This is a genomic window from Xanthobacter aminoxidans, assembly GCF_043193615.1.
GTDB classification, from domain to species: Bacteria; Pseudomonadota; Alphaproteobacteria; order Rhizobiales; family Xanthobacteraceae; genus Xanthobacter; species Xanthobacter aminoxidans.
In genome coordinates this window covers 100870-118322 of record NZ_JBAFUS010000008.1, presented here as the reverse complement: position 1 = coordinate 118322, position 17453 = coordinate 100870, and the positions used below count along the sequence as shown (strand labels likewise).

General features: G+C 66.6%; 16 protein-coding genes. 9 read left to right on the top strand and 7 right to left on the bottom strand.

Annotation, left to right across the window (positions count from 1 at the left end; all coding sequences use genetic code 11):
* Window positions 1–4 precede the first annotated feature (4 nt).
* The 6 genes from V5F74_RS24360 to V5F74_RS24335 all read left to right on the top strand — a co-directional run bounded on the left by V5F74_RS24360 (window position 5) and on the right by V5F74_RS24335 (window position 5532).
* Complete coding sequence (locus V5F74_RS24360) at window positions 5–397, top strand: Zn-ribbon domain-containing OB-fold protein (RefSeq protein WP_394010276.1); 393 nt, start codon at window positions 5–7, stop codon at window positions 395–397.
* 35 nt (window positions 398–432) lie between these two features.
* Window positions 433–1575, top strand: a complete 1143-nt coding sequence (locus V5F74_RS24355) for a CaiB/BaiF CoA transferase family protein (protein WP_394010275.1) — start codon at window positions 433–435, stop codon at window positions 1573–1575.
* A gap of 43 nt (window positions 1576–1618) precedes the next feature.
* Window positions 1619–2758 (top strand): iron-containing alcohol dehydrogenase, encoded by a 1140-nt coding sequence (locus tag V5F74_RS24350; protein ID WP_394010274.1) that lies wholly within the window; start codon window positions 1619–1621, stop codon window positions 2756–2758.
* Between the two features lie 142 nt (window positions 2759–2900).
* On the top strand, window positions 2901–3716 hold the full coding sequence (locus tag V5F74_RS24345) for an enoyl-CoA hydratase (protein WP_394010273.1): 816 nt from the start codon (window positions 2901–2903) through the stop codon (window positions 3714–3716).
* Window positions 3717–3720: 4 nt separating this feature from the next.
* Window positions 3721–4725 carry a zinc-binding dehydrogenase gene (locus V5F74_RS24340; protein ID WP_394010272.1) on the top strand — a complete coding sequence of 335 codons (1005 nt, stop codon included), beginning with the start codon at window positions 3721–3723 and terminating at the stop codon, window positions 4723–4725.
* 3 nt (window positions 4726–4728) lie between these two features.
* Window positions 4729–5532 (top strand): crotonase/enoyl-CoA hydratase family protein, encoded by an 804-nt coding sequence (locus V5F74_RS24335; protein WP_394010271.1) that lies wholly within the window; start codon window positions 4729–4731, stop codon window positions 5530–5532.
* Between the two features lie 156 nt (window positions 5533–5688).
* On the opposite strand, the gene V5F74_RS24330 is transcribed toward V5F74_RS24335, so the two are convergent.
* Complete coding sequence (locus V5F74_RS24330) at window positions 5689–6555, bottom strand: IclR family transcriptional regulator (RefSeq protein WP_250167006.1); 867 nt, start codon at window positions 6553–6555, stop codon at window positions 5689–5691.
* A 230-nt stretch (window positions 6556–6785) separates the two neighbouring features.
* On the opposite strand from V5F74_RS24330, the gene V5F74_RS24325 reads away from it, so the two are divergent.
* Both V5F74_RS24325 and V5F74_RS24320 read left to right on the top strand, forming a co-directional pair.
* The gene (locus tag V5F74_RS24325; RefSeq protein WP_394010270.1) at window positions 6786–7238 is read left to right on the top strand and encodes a tripartite tricarboxylate transporter TctB family protein; all 453 of its coding nucleotides are present in this window, start codon (window positions 6786–6788) and stop codon (window positions 7236–7238) included.
* Between the two features lie 10 nt (window positions 7239–7248).
* Window positions 7249–8754: a tripartite tricarboxylate transporter permease gene (locus tag V5F74_RS24320; RefSeq protein ID WP_250167008.1), complete on the top strand. Its 1506-nt coding sequence runs from the start codon at window positions 7249–7251 to the stop codon at window positions 8752–8754.
* Between the two features lie 87 nt (window positions 8755–8841).
* Here the strand turns inward: V5F74_RS24320 and V5F74_RS24315 are convergent, their stop codons facing one another.
* From V5F74_RS24315 to V5F74_RS24290, 6 genes are all read right to left on the bottom strand, one after another.
* Entirely contained in the window at window positions 8842–9840 is a 999-nt protein-coding gene (locus tag V5F74_RS24315) for an SDR family oxidoreductase (RefSeq protein WP_394010269.1), read from the bottom strand.
* Between the two features lie 53 nt (window positions 9841–9893).
* A complete protein-coding gene (locus tag V5F74_RS24310) occupies window positions 9894–11165 on the bottom strand; it encodes an acetyl-CoA hydrolase/transferase family protein (protein ID WP_394010268.1) in 1272 nt (423 codons plus the stop codon).
* A gap of 5 nt (window positions 11166–11170) precedes the next feature.
* Window positions 11171–12367 (bottom strand): acetyl-CoA C-acetyltransferase, encoded by a 1197-nt coding sequence (locus V5F74_RS24305; RefSeq protein WP_394010267.1) that lies wholly within the window; start codon window positions 12365–12367, stop codon window positions 11171–11173.
* Window positions 12368–12396: 29 nt separating this feature from the next.
* The gene (locus V5F74_RS24300) at window positions 12397–13560 is read right to left on the bottom strand and encodes an acyl-CoA dehydrogenase family protein (protein WP_394010266.1); all 1164 of its coding nucleotides are present in this window, start codon (window positions 13558–13560) and stop codon (window positions 12397–12399) included.
* 82 nt (window positions 13561–13642) lie between these two features.
* Window positions 13643–14809, bottom strand: a complete 1167-nt coding sequence (locus tag V5F74_RS24295; RefSeq protein WP_394010265.1) for an acyl-CoA dehydrogenase family protein — start codon at window positions 14807–14809, stop codon at window positions 13643–13645.
* Window positions 14810–14819: 10 nt separating this feature from the next.
* Window positions 14820–15905 carry an acyl-CoA dehydrogenase family protein gene (locus V5F74_RS24290; RefSeq protein ID WP_394010264.1) on the bottom strand — a complete coding sequence of 362 codons (1086 nt, stop codon included), beginning with the start codon at window positions 15903–15905 and terminating at the stop codon, window positions 14820–14822.
* 336 nt (window positions 15906–16241) lie between these two features.
* On the opposite strand from V5F74_RS24290, the gene V5F74_RS24285 reads away from it, so the two are divergent.
* Window positions 16242–17432 carry an ABC transporter substrate-binding protein gene (locus V5F74_RS24285; RefSeq protein ID WP_394010263.1) on the top strand — a complete coding sequence of 397 codons (1191 nt, stop codon included), beginning with the start codon at window positions 16242–16244 and terminating at the stop codon, window positions 17430–17432.
* Window positions 17433–17453 lie beyond the last annotated feature (21 nt).

Genomic DNA, 17453 nt, shown 5'->3' with positions numbered 1-17453 from the left:
CCCCATGGTCGAGCGCGCCATCCCGAGCCCGGTCATCGACGCCGAAAGCGCGCCTTTCTATGCCGCCGCGCGGGAGGGACGGTTCCTTGTCCGCCGCTGCACCGAGACGGGCCGCTTCCACTGGTACCCACGGGCGCTTTGCCCCTTCTCCCTCAAGGAGACCGAATGGGTGGAGGCATCGGGGCGAGGCGAAATCTACAGCTACAGCGTCATGCGCCGATCCGACCCGCCCTATGCCATCGCCTATGTGCGGCTGGAGGAAGGGCCGGTGATGCTCACCAACATTGTCGAATGCGACTTCGACGCGCTCGCGGTCGGCCAGAAGGTCGGGCTCGTATTCGTTCCAACCGCCGGGGAGGGCACGCCCGTGCCCTGCTTCCGCGTGGTGCGCCCCTGAGCAGGTCGGCGCGGACACGTCATCGGGAGAATGCAATGGGACCCCTCAAGGGCATCAAGATCGTCGAGCTTGCCGGGATCGGTCCCGGCCCCATGTGCGCCATGTTGCTGGCTGAACTCGGGGCGACCGTGCTTCGCGTGGAGCGCCGGGCGCCGGTGAAGCTCGGCATCCAGAGGCCGCTGAAGTACAATCTTCTCTTGAGGGGGCGGCCGCAGATCGCGGTGGATCTGAAGGAGAAGGCCGGCATCGACTTCGTGCTCTCGCTGGTCGAGGAGGCCGACGCCCTGATCGAGGGTTTCCGGCCGGGCGTCACCGAACGCCTCGGGCTGGGGCCGGACGCGTGCCTCGCGCGGAACCCCAGGCTAGTCTATGGCCGCATGACCGGCTGGGGCCAGACCGGGCCGCTGGCGCAGGCGGCGGCCCATGATCTCAACTATATCGCCCTGACCGGCGTGCTCGCCGCGATCGGCCGTAAGGATGCTCCACCGACACCGCCGCTGACCCTCGCCGGCGACCTGGGCGGCGGCGCGCTCTACCTCGCCTGCGGCATGCTCGCGGCGATCCTAGAGGCGCAGCGCTCCGGCGCGGGGCAGGTGGTGGACGCCGCCATCTCCGATTGCGCGGCTCATCTGATGACGAACTTCTTCGGGATGCATGCGGCCGGCCTCATGTCCCTGGAGCGGGGCACGAACTTCTCCGATTCCGGCGCGCCCTATTACGATTCCTATGTCTGTGCGGATGGGCACTACATCTCGATCGCCCCCATCGAGGAGCGCTTCTTCGCGCAGCTCCTGGAGCGGCTCGGCTTCGATCCCGCGAGCGTTCCGCCGCAGGACGACCGGGCGCAGTGGCCGCGGATGCGTCGCCTGTTCGCTGACCGGTTCCTTGAACGGACAAGAGCGGAGTGGTGCGCGATCCTCGAGGGGACGGACGTGTGCTTCGCGCCGGTCCTCACCATGGCGGAGGCGCCGGCGCATCCGCACATGCAGGCGCGCCGCGCCTTCGTCGAGATCGATGGCGTGACCCAGCCGGCTCCTGCGCCCCGCTTCAGTCGCACCCCGCCCGCCGATCCCACCGCGCCGAAGGCGGCGGCCGATACGCCGCCGGCTGAAGCTTTGGCCGGCTGGCGGGTTGCCGATGCTATCGCTGAATGGGCCGCCCGCGGCGCCATCGGCTGACAGATTCCGGGCATGTCGCCCCTTCTTGCGGACAAGGCTTCCCATGCCGCTTCTTCAGTTCGTCAATCGTGTTTGGTTTGAGCAAGGGGCCGTCAAGCGGATCGGCGGCGAACTCGGGCGCCTCGGAATCCGCCGACCCCTGGTGTGCACCGACAAGGGGATCGTCGCGGCCGGCATCGCCGATGCGGTGAAAGCCCACTGGCCTGCCGAAATTCCCTGGATCCTCTTCGATGAAACCCCGGCCAATCCGACCGAAAGCGCGGTGCGCGCCGCCCTCGCGCTCTATCGGGCGGAGGGTTGCGACGGCATCGTCGCCATCGGCGGCGGCTCGCCCATCGATCTCGGCAAGGCGGTGAACCTGCTCGTCGGGCATCCTGAACCCCTCGCCCAGTATGAAACCGCGAAGAAAGGGCTCGGCAAGATCGGGCCGGTGGGACCGCTGATCGCCGTCCCCACCACCGCGGGCACCGGCACCGAGGTGAGCGTTGGAACGGTGATCATCACGGACGATGGGCGCAAATCCACCATCGCCAGCCCCTATCTCATCCCCGACGTCGCCATCTGCGATCCTGCGCTCACCCTGGGCCTGCCGAGGCTGCTGACCGCCGCCACCGGGATGGATGCGGTGACCCACTGCATCGAGGCCTATCTGTCGCCGCTCTACAATCCCATTGCCGACGCCATCGGCCTCGATGGCCTCTCCCGGGCGGTGGCACGAGGGGCGCTGGAGCGTGCCGTCTCCGACGGTTCGGACATCACGGCGCGGACCGAGATGATGATGGCCGCGCTGGAAGGCGCCCTGGCCTTCACCAAGGGGCTTGGCGCAGTCCATTCCATGAGCCACGCGGCGGCTCGGATCGAGGGCCTGAAGCTGCACCACGGAACGTTGAATGCGGTCATCCTGCCGACCGTGCTGCGCTTCAATGCCCCCCATTGCGCGCCGAAGATGGCCGCGCTCGCGCGTGCCATGGAGCTGCCGGATGCGGCCGCGCTGCCCGAGGCCATCGAGGCGCTGAATGCGCGCCTCGGCCTGCCGCGGACGCTCCACGAGATGGGCGTCGTCGAAGCCGCCATCCCCGAGCTGGTGGCCTATGCCGATGCCGACGTTTCGAGCCTGACCAATCCCATCCGGCCCACCAGGGAGGACTATGCACGCCTCTTTGCGGGGCTTGTTTCCGGCTGAGGGACGTCGGCCATCCCCGCTGCCGATGGCAATCGGTGGAAGACTACGTTGCGCACATACATGCGCATCACGCCCGGCCCGTGCGGCGCGGGGCTGTGTTCGGCTAAGTGATACTCAGGAACGCAGAGCCGGGGCCCGACGCATGGACTTCAAGACCATTCGCTACGTGGTGGATGACCGGGTCGCCACCGTCACGCTCCATCGTCCAGAGCAGATGAACGCGCTCAATGACGAGATCGTGGCCGAGCTTCACGAGGCGATGTCGCTTGCGGATCGAGACCGCGCCGCGCGCGTCATCGTTCTCACCGGTGCCGGACGAGCCTTCTGCGCCGGCGGCGACATCAGTGGATTTGGTGCGACGGATCCGAAGGCCCTTCTGACCAAGCTGCCACGCCCGCTCGATCTGAACCGGCGCGTCGACTACCAGATGCGCCACATCTATTTCCCGCGCCTGCGCAAGCCTGTGATCGGCATGATCAACGGCGCGACGGCCGGTCTCGGCCTCATCTATGCGCTCGCCTGCGACCTGCGCTTTGCATCGGACACCGCCGTCTTCACCACCGCGTTCGCGCGACGCGGGCTCTCGGCGGAATATGGCATGGCCTGGATTCTTGCGCGGGTCGTCGGCCAGGCCAATGCGCTGGACCTGCTGCTCTCCGCCCGCAAGGTGCTTGCGCCTGAGGCGAAGGAGCTTGGCCTCGTGAACAAGGTGTTCCCGGCCGCGACGCTGGCTGACGAGACCTATGCCTATGCGCGCGAAATGGCGCAATGGTGTTCGCCGCGTTCGATGCGGGTCATCAAGGAACAGGTCCACGAGGTTCCGTTCCAGACGCTGCACGAGGCGGTCCTGATGGCGGACCGGGACATGGTGGTCTCCAACGCAGGTGCCGACTTCCGCGAGGGGACCGCCAGCTTCCGCGAGAAGCGGCCACCGCGGTTCCAGGATGACGAGGAGTGACGCGGTGATCCCGACTTCCATGCAGGCGCTCGTCGCGACCGACTATCAGGGGCCGGCCTCGGTGCGGATCGCGCAAGTGCCCGTTCCGACGCCCGGCACCGGCGAGGTGCTCATCCGCGCCGGAGCGAGCGCGCTCAATTTCCTCGATCTGCTCATGCTGGAGGGGAAGTACCAGGTGAAGCCGCCCGTCCCCTTCGTTCCCGGCCGCGACCTCGCGGGCGAGGTCGTCGCTCTGGGGGGCGGGGTGACTGGGTTGGTGGTGGGCCAGCGCGTGGCGGCGCAGCCGGCGTTCGGCGCCTTTGCCGAATATGCGGTCGCGCCGGATTATGCATGCCAGCCCTTGCCGGACGCGGTGGATGATGTGGTGGGCGCTGCGAGCGGCATCGTGCTTGCCACCGTGGTCGGTGCGCTCAAACTCAGGGGGCGCGTGGCTCCCGGCCAACGGGTGCTCATCACCGGCGCCGCGGGCGGGGTGGGGACCGCAGCCATTCAGTACGCCGTTGAACTCGGTGCGGTCGCCGTGGCCCTCGTCTCCTCCGCCGCCAAGGCCGAGGTTGCTTCGCGGCTGGGGGCAAAGGTGGTGGTGCGCTCGGACCTTCTGCCATCCGGCAAGGGGGCGCTTCGCGATGCGCTGAAGGCGGAAGGCATCGACGACGTCGATGTTGTGGTGGACATGGTCGGAGGCCCGGATGTCGATGGGCTGTTGCGCTGCCTGAAGCCGGGGGGGCGGTTCGTCATCGTCGGTTTCGCCTCCGGACACATTCCCCGGATTCCGGCGAACTATCTGTTGCTCAAGGACATCGAAGTCCATGGCTCGTCCCTCGATCGCCTGTTCCGCACGCGCGATCCCGACCTGGCGAACGGCATCCGCGAAGCCTTCGATCTGATGGCGCTCGGGCGCATGCGAGCCGCCGTGGACGTGGTCCTGCCCTTCCGGGATTTTGCCGAAGGTGCACGGCGCCTGGCCGCGCGCGAGACGGTGGGCAAGGTCGTCTTCAAGGGGTTCTGAACCATGCAGCACCCGACGTCTCATCCCGATGGCGCGGTCCATCTCGACCGCGACGGGGCGGTGCGGCTCGTTCGCATCGACCGCCCGGCGAAGCTCAACGGCTTCACGCCGAAGATGATCGGCGAGCTTGCGGCAGCGCTGACCGAGGCGGAGCACGATGACGAGGCCCGCGTCACCCTGCTTCATGCGGAGGGGCGCCACTTCACGGCCGGGCTCGACCTCGCCCAGGTCTCGGCGGCCTGGAACCGGGGGGAGGAGGTCTATCCCCGTGACAAGCTCGACATCTGGAACCTGCGACCGCCGTTGCGCAGCAAGCCCCTTGTCGTGGCGGTCAAGGGCATCTGCTACACGGTCGGCGTCGAGCTGATGCTGTCTGCCGACATCGTCGTTGCTGCGGACGACTGCCGGTTCCGCCAGCACGAGGTTCAAAGGGGCATCATGGCGGCAGGCGGGGCGACCATCCGGATGGTGGAGCGCGCGGGCTGGGGCAACGCCATGCGTTATCTGCTCACCGGAGACGAATGGGACGCTTCGACGGCGCTGCGGCTGGGGCTGGTTCAAGACGTGGTTGCCGCTGGCGAGGAGTTCGCCCGTGCCCGGCAGATCGCCGACGTCATCGCGACGTCCGCGGCGCCTCTGTCCGTGCGCGCGACCATGGCCAATGCGCGGCGCGCGCTCGATGCCGGGGCGGCGGCCGCGGCGGCGGAGTTCGACGCCATTCGCGCGCGTCTGCGCGCCAGCGAGGACGCCGGAGAAGGGCTGAAGGCGTTCGTCGAGAAGCGTCCCCCGGAATTCAAGGGACGCTGATGGGGCCGTAACGGATCGAAACCCGCGCGGCCAAGCGAGCGCGGGACGCCGCGGCCAGCAGGTGCAATCCACCCCGGCCGCCAGCTCCTGCCGAAAGACCGCCCCCCGAGGGGGCGCGGTCTGGTCGGTTCGCGTTCTCTCCAGGCCGCAGATGCCTCAGCCCGCCGCTTCCTGCATCTGGGGCGGGGTCACCGCCGGCTGGTCCGACACGAGGCGAAGCCGGAATTCCCCTTCACTATCTGCCCCCTTGTTGGCGAGATAGTTTGCCATCTCCTCCCGCGCGACCGTCACCAGCTCGCTCTCGCGGGCCTGGAGCGTGTCCACGCAACCGCCGATGCCGATGACCAGCAGCCGCGAGGCCAGTTCGGACGGCAGCTTGATGGCGATCATGCCGTAATTTTCCACGACGCGGTGCTTCGAGAAGGCATATCCCCGCCGCCGGACGCGCGTGAGCTGGGGCAGGAGCTCGGCGATGTCGACTTTTTCCTGCGCCTCGGTGGCGTAGGCATTCAGGCGATGGACGAGGCGACGCACGTCCTGATCCGGCAGCGCAGAGAGCAGCGCGTGGCCGACGCCGGATGTCGCCAGCGGTCGTTTCATGCCTGTTTGGATATGGTGGGCCACCGCCTCTGGCTGCTTGAGCACATGAACGTACTGGGCGAAATCGCCATTCCGCGCGCCGATCAGGACGAGCTGGCCAGTCCGTTTCTGGATGGCCCGCATCATCCGAAGAAGCGCTCCGTCTTCGAACAGCGAAGGAGAGATCCAGCTGCCCAGCAGCGAGACACGGTCGGTCGGCAGATAGGTTCGCGCCCGCGCGTCATACTGAAGGTAGCCCATCGTCGCCATGCTGCGCAGAAGAGCCGCGGTGCTGGACTGGGGATAGCCGAGGGCCTCGGAAACGGTAACGACATTTGCAGGGCAGCGGATCTCGTCGAAGTATTCAAGAATTTCCAGGGTCCTGACGGCTGATTTCACGACGTGTGCTTGATCTGCCCCGGTCGCGGACACTTGAATGAGCATGACAACCCTCCCTTGGCACCACGGCTGTTCCGCCGTTTATGAACGCCATTTACATATCTGAATAGCGCTTGGCGGACGTGTCAAGCAGGCCTGCGCCACCTATTGAGCACGGTTGTGTCTTTTCCCGTTCCGGTGCGGCAAGCGCTTGACCCTGAGGCACCCGGCACGAAGTCTTCCCCGCTCCAGAGCCCGCCGGATCGCGGCGAATACGAAGCCCGGAAGGGAGAAGCATGAATCTCAAATTCCTCGGCGCCGAGGACTTCTGGTGCGGCGCGCTCCTGATCGCCATGGCAGCATTCTTCCTGGTTGCGGGAAGCGACCTCGCCGTCGGGACAGCCCTGCGCATGGGGCCCGGCTACGCCCCGCGCGTGCTTGCGGCCTTCGTTGGGATTGCCGGCATCTGCCTGAGCGCTCGCAGCCTGCTCACCGAGGGACCGAGACTGCGCGCGTTGCCTCTGCGCCCGCTCGTCTTCGTGCTCGGTGCCGTGGCTGTCTTCGCCCTTCTGCTGGACCGGGTCGGGCTGGTGTTCACCACCTTCGCGGTCGTTGCGGTTGCGAGCGCCGGTATTGCCGGCCGTCGCATGGGGGAGACGCTCGGCCTGGCCGTGGCTGTGGCGGCCATCTCTGCCCTCGTGTTCGTCTATGGGCTGAAGCTCAACATCCCACTTTGGCCCTCCCTCTGAGCCCCGCGCCATGACCGAGATCTTCTCCAACCTCGCAATGGGCTTCTCCGTCGCCCTCGCTCCCTCGAACCTGATGTTTGCGCTGGCGGGCTGCCTGGTGGGCACGCTGATCGGCGTGCTGCCCGGCCTCGGGCCGGTCGCCACCATGGCGATGCTGTTGCCGCTGACCTTCTATGCGCCCCCCGAGGGCGCCCTGATCATGCTCGCGGGCATCTATTACGGCGCACAATACGGAGGTTCGACCACCGCCATCCTCGTCAACCTGCCCGGCGAGAGCTCGTCGGCCGTGACCTGCATCGACGGCTACCAGATGGCGCGACAGGGCAGGGCGGGCTCGGCGCTTGCGATCGCGGCGCTCGGATCGTTCTTCGCCGGCACTGTTGCGACGGTTCTCATCGCCTTGTTCGCACCCGGACTGTCCCAGGTGGGCCTCGCGTTTCAGCCCGCTGACTACTTTTCCCTCATGGTGCTCGGCCTCGTCGGGGCCATGGTGCTGGCGCACGGCTCGCTCATCAAGGCGTTTGCCATGGTGGCCCTCGGCCTGCTCCTCGGCCTGATCGGCACGGACGTGAACACCGGCGTGCAGCGCTTCGCATTCGGCATCCCGGATCTATCGGACGGCATCGACTTCGTGCCGCTGGCGATGGGCATCTTCGGCCTCAGCGAGATCATCATGAATCTCTCACGGCACGAGGACGAGCGAACCGTGCTTGCGAGCACGGTGAGCCGCCTGTGGCCCAGCCGTTCGGATTTCGCGCGCGCCTGGCCTGCCACGTTGCGCGGCACGGCGCTCGGGTCAGTTCTTGGCATCCTGCCCGGCGGCGGAGCGCTCCTCTCGTCGTTCGCGGCCTATACACTGGAAAAGAAGCTCTCGAAGCACCCGCAGGAATTCGGCCGGGGCGCGGTGGAAGGCGTCGCCGGTCCTGAATCCGCCAACAACGCGGGGGCTCAGACCTCCTTCATTCCCATGCTGACCCTCGGCATTCCGTCCAACGTCATCATGGCCATGCTGATCGGCGCCATGACGATGCAGGGTATCGCTCCCGGACCGCAGGTGATGACTGAACGCCCACAGTTGTTTTGGGGCATGATCGCTTCCATGTGGGTCGGAAACCTGATGCTGGTCGTCATCAATCTTCCCTTGATCGGCATCTGGATCAAGCTGCTGAGCGTGCCCTACCGTCTGCTCTATCCGGCCATCGTCGTATTCTGCGCGATCGGCGTCTACAGCGTGCACAACAGCACGTTCGACGTGGGGATGACGGCCTTTATCGGCTTGGTGGGCTATGCGCTCATCCGCGTCGGCTGCGAGCCGGCACCGCTCGCGCTCGGCTTCGTGCTTGGCCCCATGATGGAGGAGAATCTACGCCGCGCCATGTTGCTCTCGCGCGGGGATCCGATGATCTTTCTGTCCCGGCCCATCAGCCTCTCCTTGCTGATCGTGGCCGTGCTGCTGCTGGCGACCCTCGTTCTGCCCTCGCTTCGCAGCCGGCGGGAGACCGTGTTCCAGGAGTGAAGCGGCGCTCAGGACGGGGCACGTTGGTGGAGCCGGGCCGGGCAGGCCCGACCCGGCATCATCGACCGCAATGCGGAGCCGAGGGCGTCACTTGACGCCCATGCGCGCCAGCACGTGGTCGTCGAGGGTGCGCTCGTAGGGCTGGGCGTCGGTCAGGTCGAAGATGCGCGTCTTGTTCTCGGCGAAGTCCTCGATGGTGACGTTCCGCTCGCGCGAGCCGTCGATCACGGCGCCGGTCGCCTTCACGAGCTTCACGCGGGAAAAATATCCGCCTCCGGCTGCGATGATCTCACCCGTGACGTCGCAGGCCTCGCTCGCAAGCCACGCCACCGCGGGAGATACCTGTTCGGGCCGCAGGATATCCTGCAGGGTCGGCGCATTCAGGCCCTGGGTCATGCGGGTCTCGGCGACGGGAGAGATGGCATTTACCTTCACGTTCGCCTTCGCGCCTTCGATCTTCAGATTGTTCATGAAGCCGATCATGCCGGCCTTCGCCGCACTGTAGTTGGTCTGGCCGAAATTGCCGACGAGACCGGAGCCGGACGTGGTCAGGATCACCCGGCCATAGCCTTGCGCCAGAAGATGCGGCCAGGCCGCCTTGGTCACATACACGGTACCGAGCAGGTGAACATTGAGGACCAGCTCGAAATCATCGAGCGTCATCTTGGCAAAAGACCTGTCGCGGATGATCCCGGCATTGTTGACCACGATATCGATGCGGCCGAAATGGTCGAGCGCGGTCTGCACGATGGATTCGGCCCCCGCGCGATCGCTGACGCTCGCGTAATTGGCCGCGGCCTGCCCGCCGGCTGAACGGATTTCCTCCACCACGCGGTCCGCGGCGCGCTCCGATCCGCCTGCGCCGTCGACGTTCCCGCCGAAGTCGTTGACGACCACCTTCGCGCCCCGCGAGGCGAGCAGAAGGGCGTGCGCGCGCCCAAGCCCGGCGCCTGCGCCCGTCACGAGCGCGACCCTTCCATCAAACCTGATCATGTGAAGCTCCAGCCAAGTGTGAATCTGCCGAGACGGTCCAGCAGCGCATTCAAACCGGTGGGGCATTGTCATGGGGCGCGCCGCCCTGTCCATGGCCCCAGGCGCGATCCCTCATATGTGTGCTCGCGCCCCCTGGGGCCGGCGTCCTATCGGTGAGCCCTCAAGCTGGCGAAGGCGTCGCGCTCCAGCTCTTCGCGGAACTGCGGCGCGGCGATCTCCACCATGCGGCTGACCCGCTGTGCGAGCGACAGGCCGCGCAGGTCCGCGGCGCCGTATTCCGTCACGAACACGCCTGCATCGGACCGCGCGGTGCTGACCGGTCCGTCCAGCCGGGCGACGATGCGGCTGACTGGGCCATTCGGTCCACGGGCGGTCGCGGGCAGGGCGATGATCGGCAGTCCGCGCAGGGATCGCGCGGCACCGCGCAGAAAATCGGCGGCGCCGCCCACGGCGCCGACGTAGCGTCCGGCCGCCACTTCGGCGTTGACCTGACCCGTGAGGTCCACCTCCACGGCCGAATTGATGGCAGTGAAGCGGTCCATTCCCGCGAGCACCGTGGGATCATGGGTATAGGATGTCGGCGCGAGCCGGACCGATGGATTGCGGTGCAGGAGCCGTGTCAGTCGCTGCGTTCCCGCCACCAGGCCGGTGACGGAAATGCCGGCATCGCGTGTTTTGAAGGCATTGGTGACGGCGCCCCGCTCGATCAGATAGCCGAGCCCGTCGTTGATAAGCCCGGTATGGATGCCGAGGTCGCGATGACCGGACAATTGCCGTGCGATCCGATCCGGCAGGGCACCGAGGCCGACCTGAAGCACCGCGCGATCCTCCACGAGGGCAGCCACGTGCGCGGCGATCCGCGCCTCGGTCTCGCCGGTGGAGATCGACGGTGGCTCGTTCAGCGGGCGGGCCGTGCGCAGCACGGCATCGATGTCGTCAGGCCCGAGGGTCTGAGCACAGGGAATGGCAGGCGCGTCCTCATTCACTTCCGCAATGACGATCCGGGCGCGCTTGACCAGCGGGGCGAGGTATTCACAGGCGAGGGCGAAACCGTACCGCCCCTCCTGATCCGGCGGTGTGAGCTGAAGCATGAGGACGTCCACGCTTTGGCTCAGCACGTCCCCGAGCGTGGAATAGTGCACGGGCAGGATATCAAGCCTGTCCGCAGCGGCGAGGTGCCGGTTGAGACCGGTGCCGCAATACGACACGAACCGAACGTGATCCGTGAACGCCACGTCGACGGTGTCGCTCCAGCTGACACCGATGAAGGCGGTAAAGCCGCCGATCGCCGCGCGCTGCGCCATGAGGGCGCGGGTGAGGGTGAGGGGCTCCGCCGCAGCCTGCCCCCAGCAAATGGTGTCGCCTGCCCTCACGAAGCGCGCGAGATCCGGCGTGGTGGCGTCGAGTTCGACCGGCATGAAACTCAAGCCCGCTCGAAGATGGCCGCCATGCCCTGTCCACCGCCGACGCACATGGTCTCAAGACCGTAGCGGGCACCGCGCCGCTTCATCTCGTGCAGCAGCGTCGTCATGATGCGCACCCCGCTGGCACCGATCGGATGGCCAAGCGAAATGCCGGACCCGTTCACATTCAGCCGGCCCATGTCCTCGAAATGCCACGCCTTCAGCACCGAGAGCACCTGCACCGCGAAGGCTTCGTTGAGTTCCACGAGGTCCATGTCGGCGAGGGAAAGCCCTGCCTTGGCGAGGACGCGGGCCGTCGCCGGCACCGGTCCGATGCCCATGGTGGCCGGCTCGCAGCCGGCAGCCGCCCATCCGACGAAGAAGCCGAGGGGCTCCAAGCCTAGCTCAGCCAGCTTGTCCTCTGCCACCACCAGGCAGGCCGCGGCGGCATCGTTCTGCTGGCTGGCGTTGCCGGCGGTGACCGTGCCGTCCTTCATGACGGGCCTGAGCTTTGCCAGACTTTCGATGCTGGCGTCCGGCCGGATGCCCTCGTCTCGCCGAAAGAACAGCGGCTCGCCCTTCTTCTGCGGCACAGGCACCGGCACCACCTCGTCTGCGAACAGGCCGGCATCCCACGCGGCGCTCGCCTTCCGATGGCTTTCGACGGCGAATGCGTCCGCCACCTCGCGGGTGATCCCGTATTCTCGGGCAAGGTTCTCCGCCGTTTCCACCATGCCCGAGATGCGGCCGAAGCGCCATTCCGGCTGGGACCGCTCACGGCCCCGGTCGAGCCGGTCGTGGAGTTGCAGGCCGCCCGAGCGCGTGCCCCAGCGTGCGCCGGTGGTGTAATGCTCGATATGGCTCATGCATTCGATGCCGCCAGCGAGCACGACGTCGCAGGCGCCGGTGGAAACCATCATGGCGGCTGTCGAGATGGCCTGGAGCCCGCCGCCGCAGCGCCGGTCGAGCTGCATGCCGGGCACCTCGATTGGCAGGCCGGCTTCCAGTGCCAGCCAGCGTCCGACACAGGGCGTCTCGCTGTTGGCATAGGACTGGGCGAAGACGGCGTCCTCGATCCGGGCGGGGTCGACCCCTGACTTCTCAAGCACGGCCTTGATCACCAGGGCGCCGAGCTTCTCTGTCGACACATTCCTGAGGGAGCCGCCGAACAGGCCCACCGGCGTGCGGAGGGGGGCGACAATGGCTGCGCGTCGCATGCGGGTCATCCTTTGCAATCCGCCGCGTTTCAGTAGCTGCGGGGTAGACCGAGCACATGCTCGGCGACGTAGGCGAGGATCAGGTTCGTGGAGATGGGGGCGACCTGATAGAGGCGGGTCTCGCGGAACTTGCGTTCCACGTCATATTCCTCGGCGAAGCCGAAGCCGCCGTGGGTCTGCAGGCACACGTTCGCCGCCTCCCAGGAGGCATCGGCCGCCAGCATCTTCGCCATGTTGGCCTCGGCGCCGCAGTCGAGCCCGGCCTCGTAGCGCCGCGCAGCGTCATGCACCATCAGCTCGGCCGCACGCATGGCCGCATAGGCTTTGGCGATGGGGAACTGAATGCCCTGGTTGCCGCCGATGGGCTTGCCGAAGACCTGCCGCTCGCGCGCATACTTCACGGACGTGTCGGTGAACCACTTGGCATCGCCGACGCACTCGGCGGCGATCAGGATGCGCTCGGCGTTCATCCCCGAGAGGATGTAGCGGAAGCCCTTGCCCTCCTCGCCGACGAGATTTTCGGCGGGCACTTCCATGTTGTCGAAGAACACCTCGCAGGTGCTGTGGTTCATCATGGTGCGGATGGGCCGGATGGTGAGCCCGTTGCCGAGCGCCGTGCGCATGTCCACGATGAACACGGAGATGCCGTCCGTCTTCTTGGTCACCTGATCGCGCGGCGTGGTGCGGGCGAGCAGGAGCATGAGGTCGGAATGCTCCGCCCGGCTGGTCCAGATCTTCTGACCGTTGACGATGTAGCGATCGCCGTCGCGGCGGGCGAACGTGCGCAGCGAGCTGGTGTCTGTGCCGCTCGTGGGCTCGGTCACGCCGAAGGCCTGCAGGCGCAGCTCCCCGGTGGCGATCTTGGGCAGGTAGCGACGCTTCTGCGCTTCGGAGCCGTGCCGCAGGATCGTGCCCATGATGTAGAGCTGGGCATGGCAGGCGGCGCCGTTGCAGCCCTCGGCCTGGATGGTTTCCAGGATCGCCGCCGCTGCCGACACGCCAAGGCCCGTGCCGCCGTATTCCTCGGGAATGAGAACCGAGAGGTAGCCCGCTTCCGTCAGGGCGCGGACAAAGTCGGTGGGGTAAGCGCGGGCCTCGTCGAGCTTGCGCCAGTAGTCTGCCGGGAAGCGCGCACACAGCTTTCGGACTTCTTCCCGGATGTTGTCGTGCAAGCCCGAATCGTGAGCAGTCATCGTCGTCATCCTGTTTGCTCTGTGCTGCCCGGCTCAATGGAGCGCCCGGGCGCTAAAAATGGAACCGGAGGCGGCGCGCGGCTCAGCCCGGCAGGCCGAGGACGTTCTTCGCCAGAATGTTGCGCTGGACCTCGCTCGCGCCGCCGTAGATCGTGGACGCACGCGCCGCCAGGAACTGGCCTGCGGGATTGAGGTCCCGGTTGCCGTTGATCGGTTCGAGCCCGGCGGCCGCCTCGCTGCCGATCTCCAGCATCAGCTCGGTGATGCGCTGGTAGAGTTCGCCCTGGTGCAGCTTCAGGAACGAGATGTCCGGCCCGAGCTGCCCGCCGGCCCTGAGGATGTCTGCGAAATGCTCGTAGAGGGCCTTGTGGTCGGCGAGATCGAGGGCGAGGCGGGCATAGCGGTCGCGGAACACCGGCTCGGTCCAGCATCCCACATGGTGCGCCAGCACCTTGAGCCGCTCCAGCGCATTGGCCGACTGCCGCGGCGAGCCGAGGAAGATACGCTCGAAGCCGAGCAGCGCCTTGGCCATGCTCCAGCCTTTGTTGATCTCGCCGACGAGGTTCTCGCGCGGCACTCGCACGTCGTCGAAAAAGACCTCGCAGAACTCGTCCTGCATCTCGAGGTTCAGGATCGGCCGCACGGTGACGCCGGGGCTGTTCATGGGAACGAGCAGGAAGCTGATGCCCTCCTGCTTGCGGGCCGCAGGATCGGTGCGAACCAGCATGAAGATCCAGTCAGCGTCCTGGGCCAGCGTGGTCCAGATCTTCTGGCCGTTGACCACCCAGTGCTCGCCATCGAGCACCGCCCGGGTCTGCACATTGGCGAGGTCGGACCCGGCGTTGGGCTCGCTGTAGCCCTGGCACCAGATGTGCTCGCCGGAGATGATTTTCGGCAGGAATTCCTGCTGCTGCGCCGTGCTGCCGTAGCGGATGAGGAGCGGCCCGAGCAGCATGATGCCGTGGTCCGGCATTCGGGCGGCTCCAAACTGCTCGAACTCCTCCATGTAGATCAGCTGCTTGGCGGCAGACAGCCCCATGCCGCCATGGGTGCGCGGCCAGCCCGGCGCCAGCCATCCGTGGGCCGAAAGGGTCATGTACCAGCACCGGATTTCGTCCCAGTGCAGCCGCTTGGGCGGGTTCCGCAGATCTTGCGGATAGTGCTCCTTCAGGAAGGCCCGTGCGAGCGCGCGGAACGCCTCGTCGTCGAGGGCATCGAAATCGTCGAGCCGGTAGAGCGAAGTGGTCATGTGCGCTTCCTCAGGCAGTCCGAGCGGGGGCGGGGCTGGCCTCGGCGCCGTCGCCGAACGTCAGCGCGGCGAAGCGGGCGCGATGAAAGGCCGAGCCGCCGAACGCGGGGGCGAGCACCATCGCCTTCCGCAGGTAGAGGCCGATGTCGCATTCGTCGGTGAAGCCGATGCCTCCGTGGAGTTGCACGGCTTGACGCGCCACCAGAAGGGCCGCGTCCGAGGCGCGGGCCTTGGCGCGCGAGACAGCTGCGCGGCGCTCGTCGATGCCGACGTTCGTATCCGCGATCCGCGCTGCATCCTCGACGCTGACGCGGGCGAGAACGGCCTGGAGCTTCAGGTCGACGCAGCGGTGCTGCAGGGCCTGGAAGGTGCCGATAACGGCGCCGAACTGCTTGCGTACCTTCAGGTACGCGACGGTGCGCTCCAGCACCGCGTCGGCGAGACCCAACAGGTAGGCCGCGGTGGCGAGGCAGGCATCGTCAAGCCCATCTTCGAGCCGCCCCGGGAGCTTCTCCACGGGCACGTCTTTGAGCACCAACGTTCCCGAATGGCTTCCGTCCTGCATGGTGACAGCCTCGATCACCAGGCCCGGAGCGTCCGAACGCACGAGGAAAGATCCATCCCGGCTTGTCACCACGAACGCATCCGCGCCACGGGGCGAAGGAACGAACAGCTTGCGGCCGCTGATCCGGCCCTGCTGCACGGAGGTTGCCGGGGCCGTGTCGGGATCGGCGGCCTGTTCCTGGAAGGCTGGAAGGACGACGAGGCGCCCCTCCAGCGCCGCGGTGCGCTCAGGCTCGGCCAGGACGCGCACCGCGAGGGCGGCCGGGATCAGCGGCTCCGGGACGATTGCGGCACCCAGCTCCTCTGCCAGCGCGCACATTTCCAGCATTCCGAGACCGGAGCCCCCGTCTGATTCCGGCAGGCGCAGCCCCAGCCAGCCGAGATCGCACATCTCTTTGAGAATCTGTCGATCAAAGCCGGTCTCGGAAAAGCGGAGCTTGCGGGCGCGGCCGACATCCCCGCGGTCCGCGATGCCCGCGGCGCTCTCCCGGATCATCCGAGCGCCTTCCAGGCGTTCTGCGGTGATCGTCATGCGTGTCCTCCAGAATGCGTCTGGTCTGTCTCGGTAGTGCCTTGCTGGCCACCCGATAGCATGACCGACTGCGCTTTGCGGTCGGCCGTCACGAAAAGCACAGGTGTGTTCAATGGGCCCTGCGGGCTGCCGGACAGCGAAGGCGCAAGGTGCGCCTTGGAGTATATAAGTTGACATAAATTCTCGCGGGGAGATTGCTGCAGGGAGAAAATCAACGCAAATATAATAATTTAAAATTCAAGTGCCCATCCATCGCGCGCGATATGCGCAATATGTTGACTGAAAGTCAGGCTGCTGACATCGTCGTTTCCCTAACGATAAATGGGGGAAACGACCATGCTCCGGATTGCCGCCGCGATGGCCCTCTCGCTCTTCGCGGGATCCATTGCCTATGCCGAGATGACCGTGAGGGTCGGCGTTCTGACCGATCTCACCGGCCCTTACGCTTCGCTGTCCGGGGAGGGCTCCATCACGGCAGCCAAGCTTGCCGCGGAAGAGTTCGAGGCGAGCAATCCGGGCGTCAAGGTCGACGTGATCTTCGGCGACCATCAGAACAAGGCGGACATCGGCTCGGCGATCGTCCGCAAGTGGTACGATCAGGGCGACGTCGATGCGGTGGTGGACATCACCAATTCAGCCGTGGCTTTCGCGGTGAACCAGATCACGCGCGAGCGCAACAAGGTGTTTCTGGCCTCCGGTCCTGCGAGCCCCGATCTTTACGGGAAGGCTTGCGCGCCTACGACGGTCCTGTGGACATACGATACCTACGCCATGAGCCAGGGGACCGGCCGGGCCCTCGCCAAGTCCGGCGGCAGCAAGTGGTTTTTCATTACTGCGGACTATGCGTTCGGGCACGCTTTGGAGCGCGACACCACGCGCGTCGTCGAAAGCGAAGGCGGCAAGGTCGTCGGGCAGGTGCGCGCTCCGCTCAATACGGCGGACTTCTCGCCCTTTCTGTTGCAGGCCCAGTCTTCGGGGGCAAACGTGCTCGGGCTCGCCAATGCGGGGCTCGACATGATCAACACGGTCAAGCAGGCCTCGGAGTTCGGCATCGCGCGGTCCGGGATGAAGCTCGCCGGCCTGCTGGTCATGATCACGGATGTGCGCAGCCTCGGCCTCAATGCTGCGCAGGGTCTGGTCGTCACCGAGCCCTTCTACTGGGATCTGAATCCGGCAACGCGAGGGTGGTCCCAGAAGTTTGCCGAGCGGGCGCGGGGCAAGATGCCGAGTTCGGCGCAGGCAGGGGCTTATTCCGCCACGCTGCATTACCTGAAGGCGGTCGCGGCGCTCGGCTCCAAGACCGATGGCGCCGAGGTTGTCCGGAAGATGAAGGCGATGCCGACCTCCGATCCGGCCTTCGGCAACGGCATGATCCGCAAGGATGGCCGCAAGCTGCACGACATGTTCGTCTTTGAGGTGAAAACCCCCGGCGAATCCAAATCGGAATGGGATCTCTACAAGCTGGTCGCGACCATTGCGCCGGAGCAGGCCTTCAAGCCGATGGGCGACTGCGTGGCGCTGCAGTGAGAGGCGCCCGGAGACCACCCG

Bases quoted from the DNA above. Each gene is read 5' to 3' on its own strand.
- V5F74_RS24325 (WP_394010270.1), top strand. From the start codon at position 6,786: ATGAATCTCAAATTCCTCGGCGCCGAGGACTTCTGGTGCGGCGCGCTC.
- V5F74_RS24360 (WP_394010276.1), top strand. From the start codon at position 5: ATGGTCGAGCGCGCCATCCCGAGCCCGGTCATCGACGCCGAAAGCGCG.
- V5F74_RS24355 (WP_394010275.1), top strand. From the start codon at position 433: ATGGGACCCCTCAAGGGCATCAAGATCGTCGAGCTTGCCGGGATCGGT.
- V5F74_RS24290 (WP_394010264.1), bottom strand. From the start codon at position 15,905: ATGACGATCACCGCAGAACGCCTGGAAGGCGCTCGGATGATCCGGGAG.
- V5F74_RS24320 (WP_250167008.1), top strand. From the start codon at position 7,249: ATGACCGAGATCTTCTCCAACCTCGCAATGGGCTTCTCCGTCGCCCTC.
- V5F74_RS24315 (WP_394010269.1), bottom strand. From the start codon at position 9,840: ATGGACAGGGCGGCGCGCCCCATGACAATGCCCCACCGGTTTGAATGC.
- V5F74_RS24300 (WP_394010266.1), bottom strand. From the start codon at position 13,560: ATGACTGCTCACGATTCGGGCTTGCACGACAACATCCGGGAAGAAGTC.
- V5F74_RS24295 (WP_394010265.1), bottom strand. From the start codon at position 14,809: ATGACCACTTCGCTCTACCGGCTCGACGATTTCGATGCCCTCGACGAC.
- V5F74_RS24330 (WP_250167006.1), bottom strand. From the start codon at position 6,555: ATGCTCATTCAAGTGTCCGCGACCGGGGCAGATCAAGCACACGTCGTG.
- V5F74_RS24310 (WP_394010268.1), bottom strand. From the start codon at position 11,165: ATGCCGGTCGAACTCGACGCCACCACGCCGGATCTCGCGCGCTTCGTG.
- V5F74_RS24335 (WP_394010271.1), top strand. From the start codon at position 4,729: ATGCAGCACCCGACGTCTCATCCCGATGGCGCGGTCCATCTCGACCGC.
- V5F74_RS24345 (WP_394010273.1), top strand. From the start codon at position 2,901: ATGGACTTCAAGACCATTCGCTACGTGGTGGATGACCGGGTCGCCACC.
- V5F74_RS24305 (WP_394010267.1), bottom strand. From the start codon at position 12,367: ATGCGACGCGCAGCCATTGTCGCCCCCCTCCGCACGCCGGTGGGCCTG.
- V5F74_RS24350 (WP_394010274.1), top strand. From the start codon at position 1,619: ATGCCGCTTCTTCAGTTCGTCAATCGTGTTTGGTTTGAGCAAGGGGCC.
- V5F74_RS24285 (WP_394010263.1), top strand. From the start codon at position 16,242: ATGCTCCGGATTGCCGCCGCGATGGCCCTCTCGCTCTTCGCGGGATCC.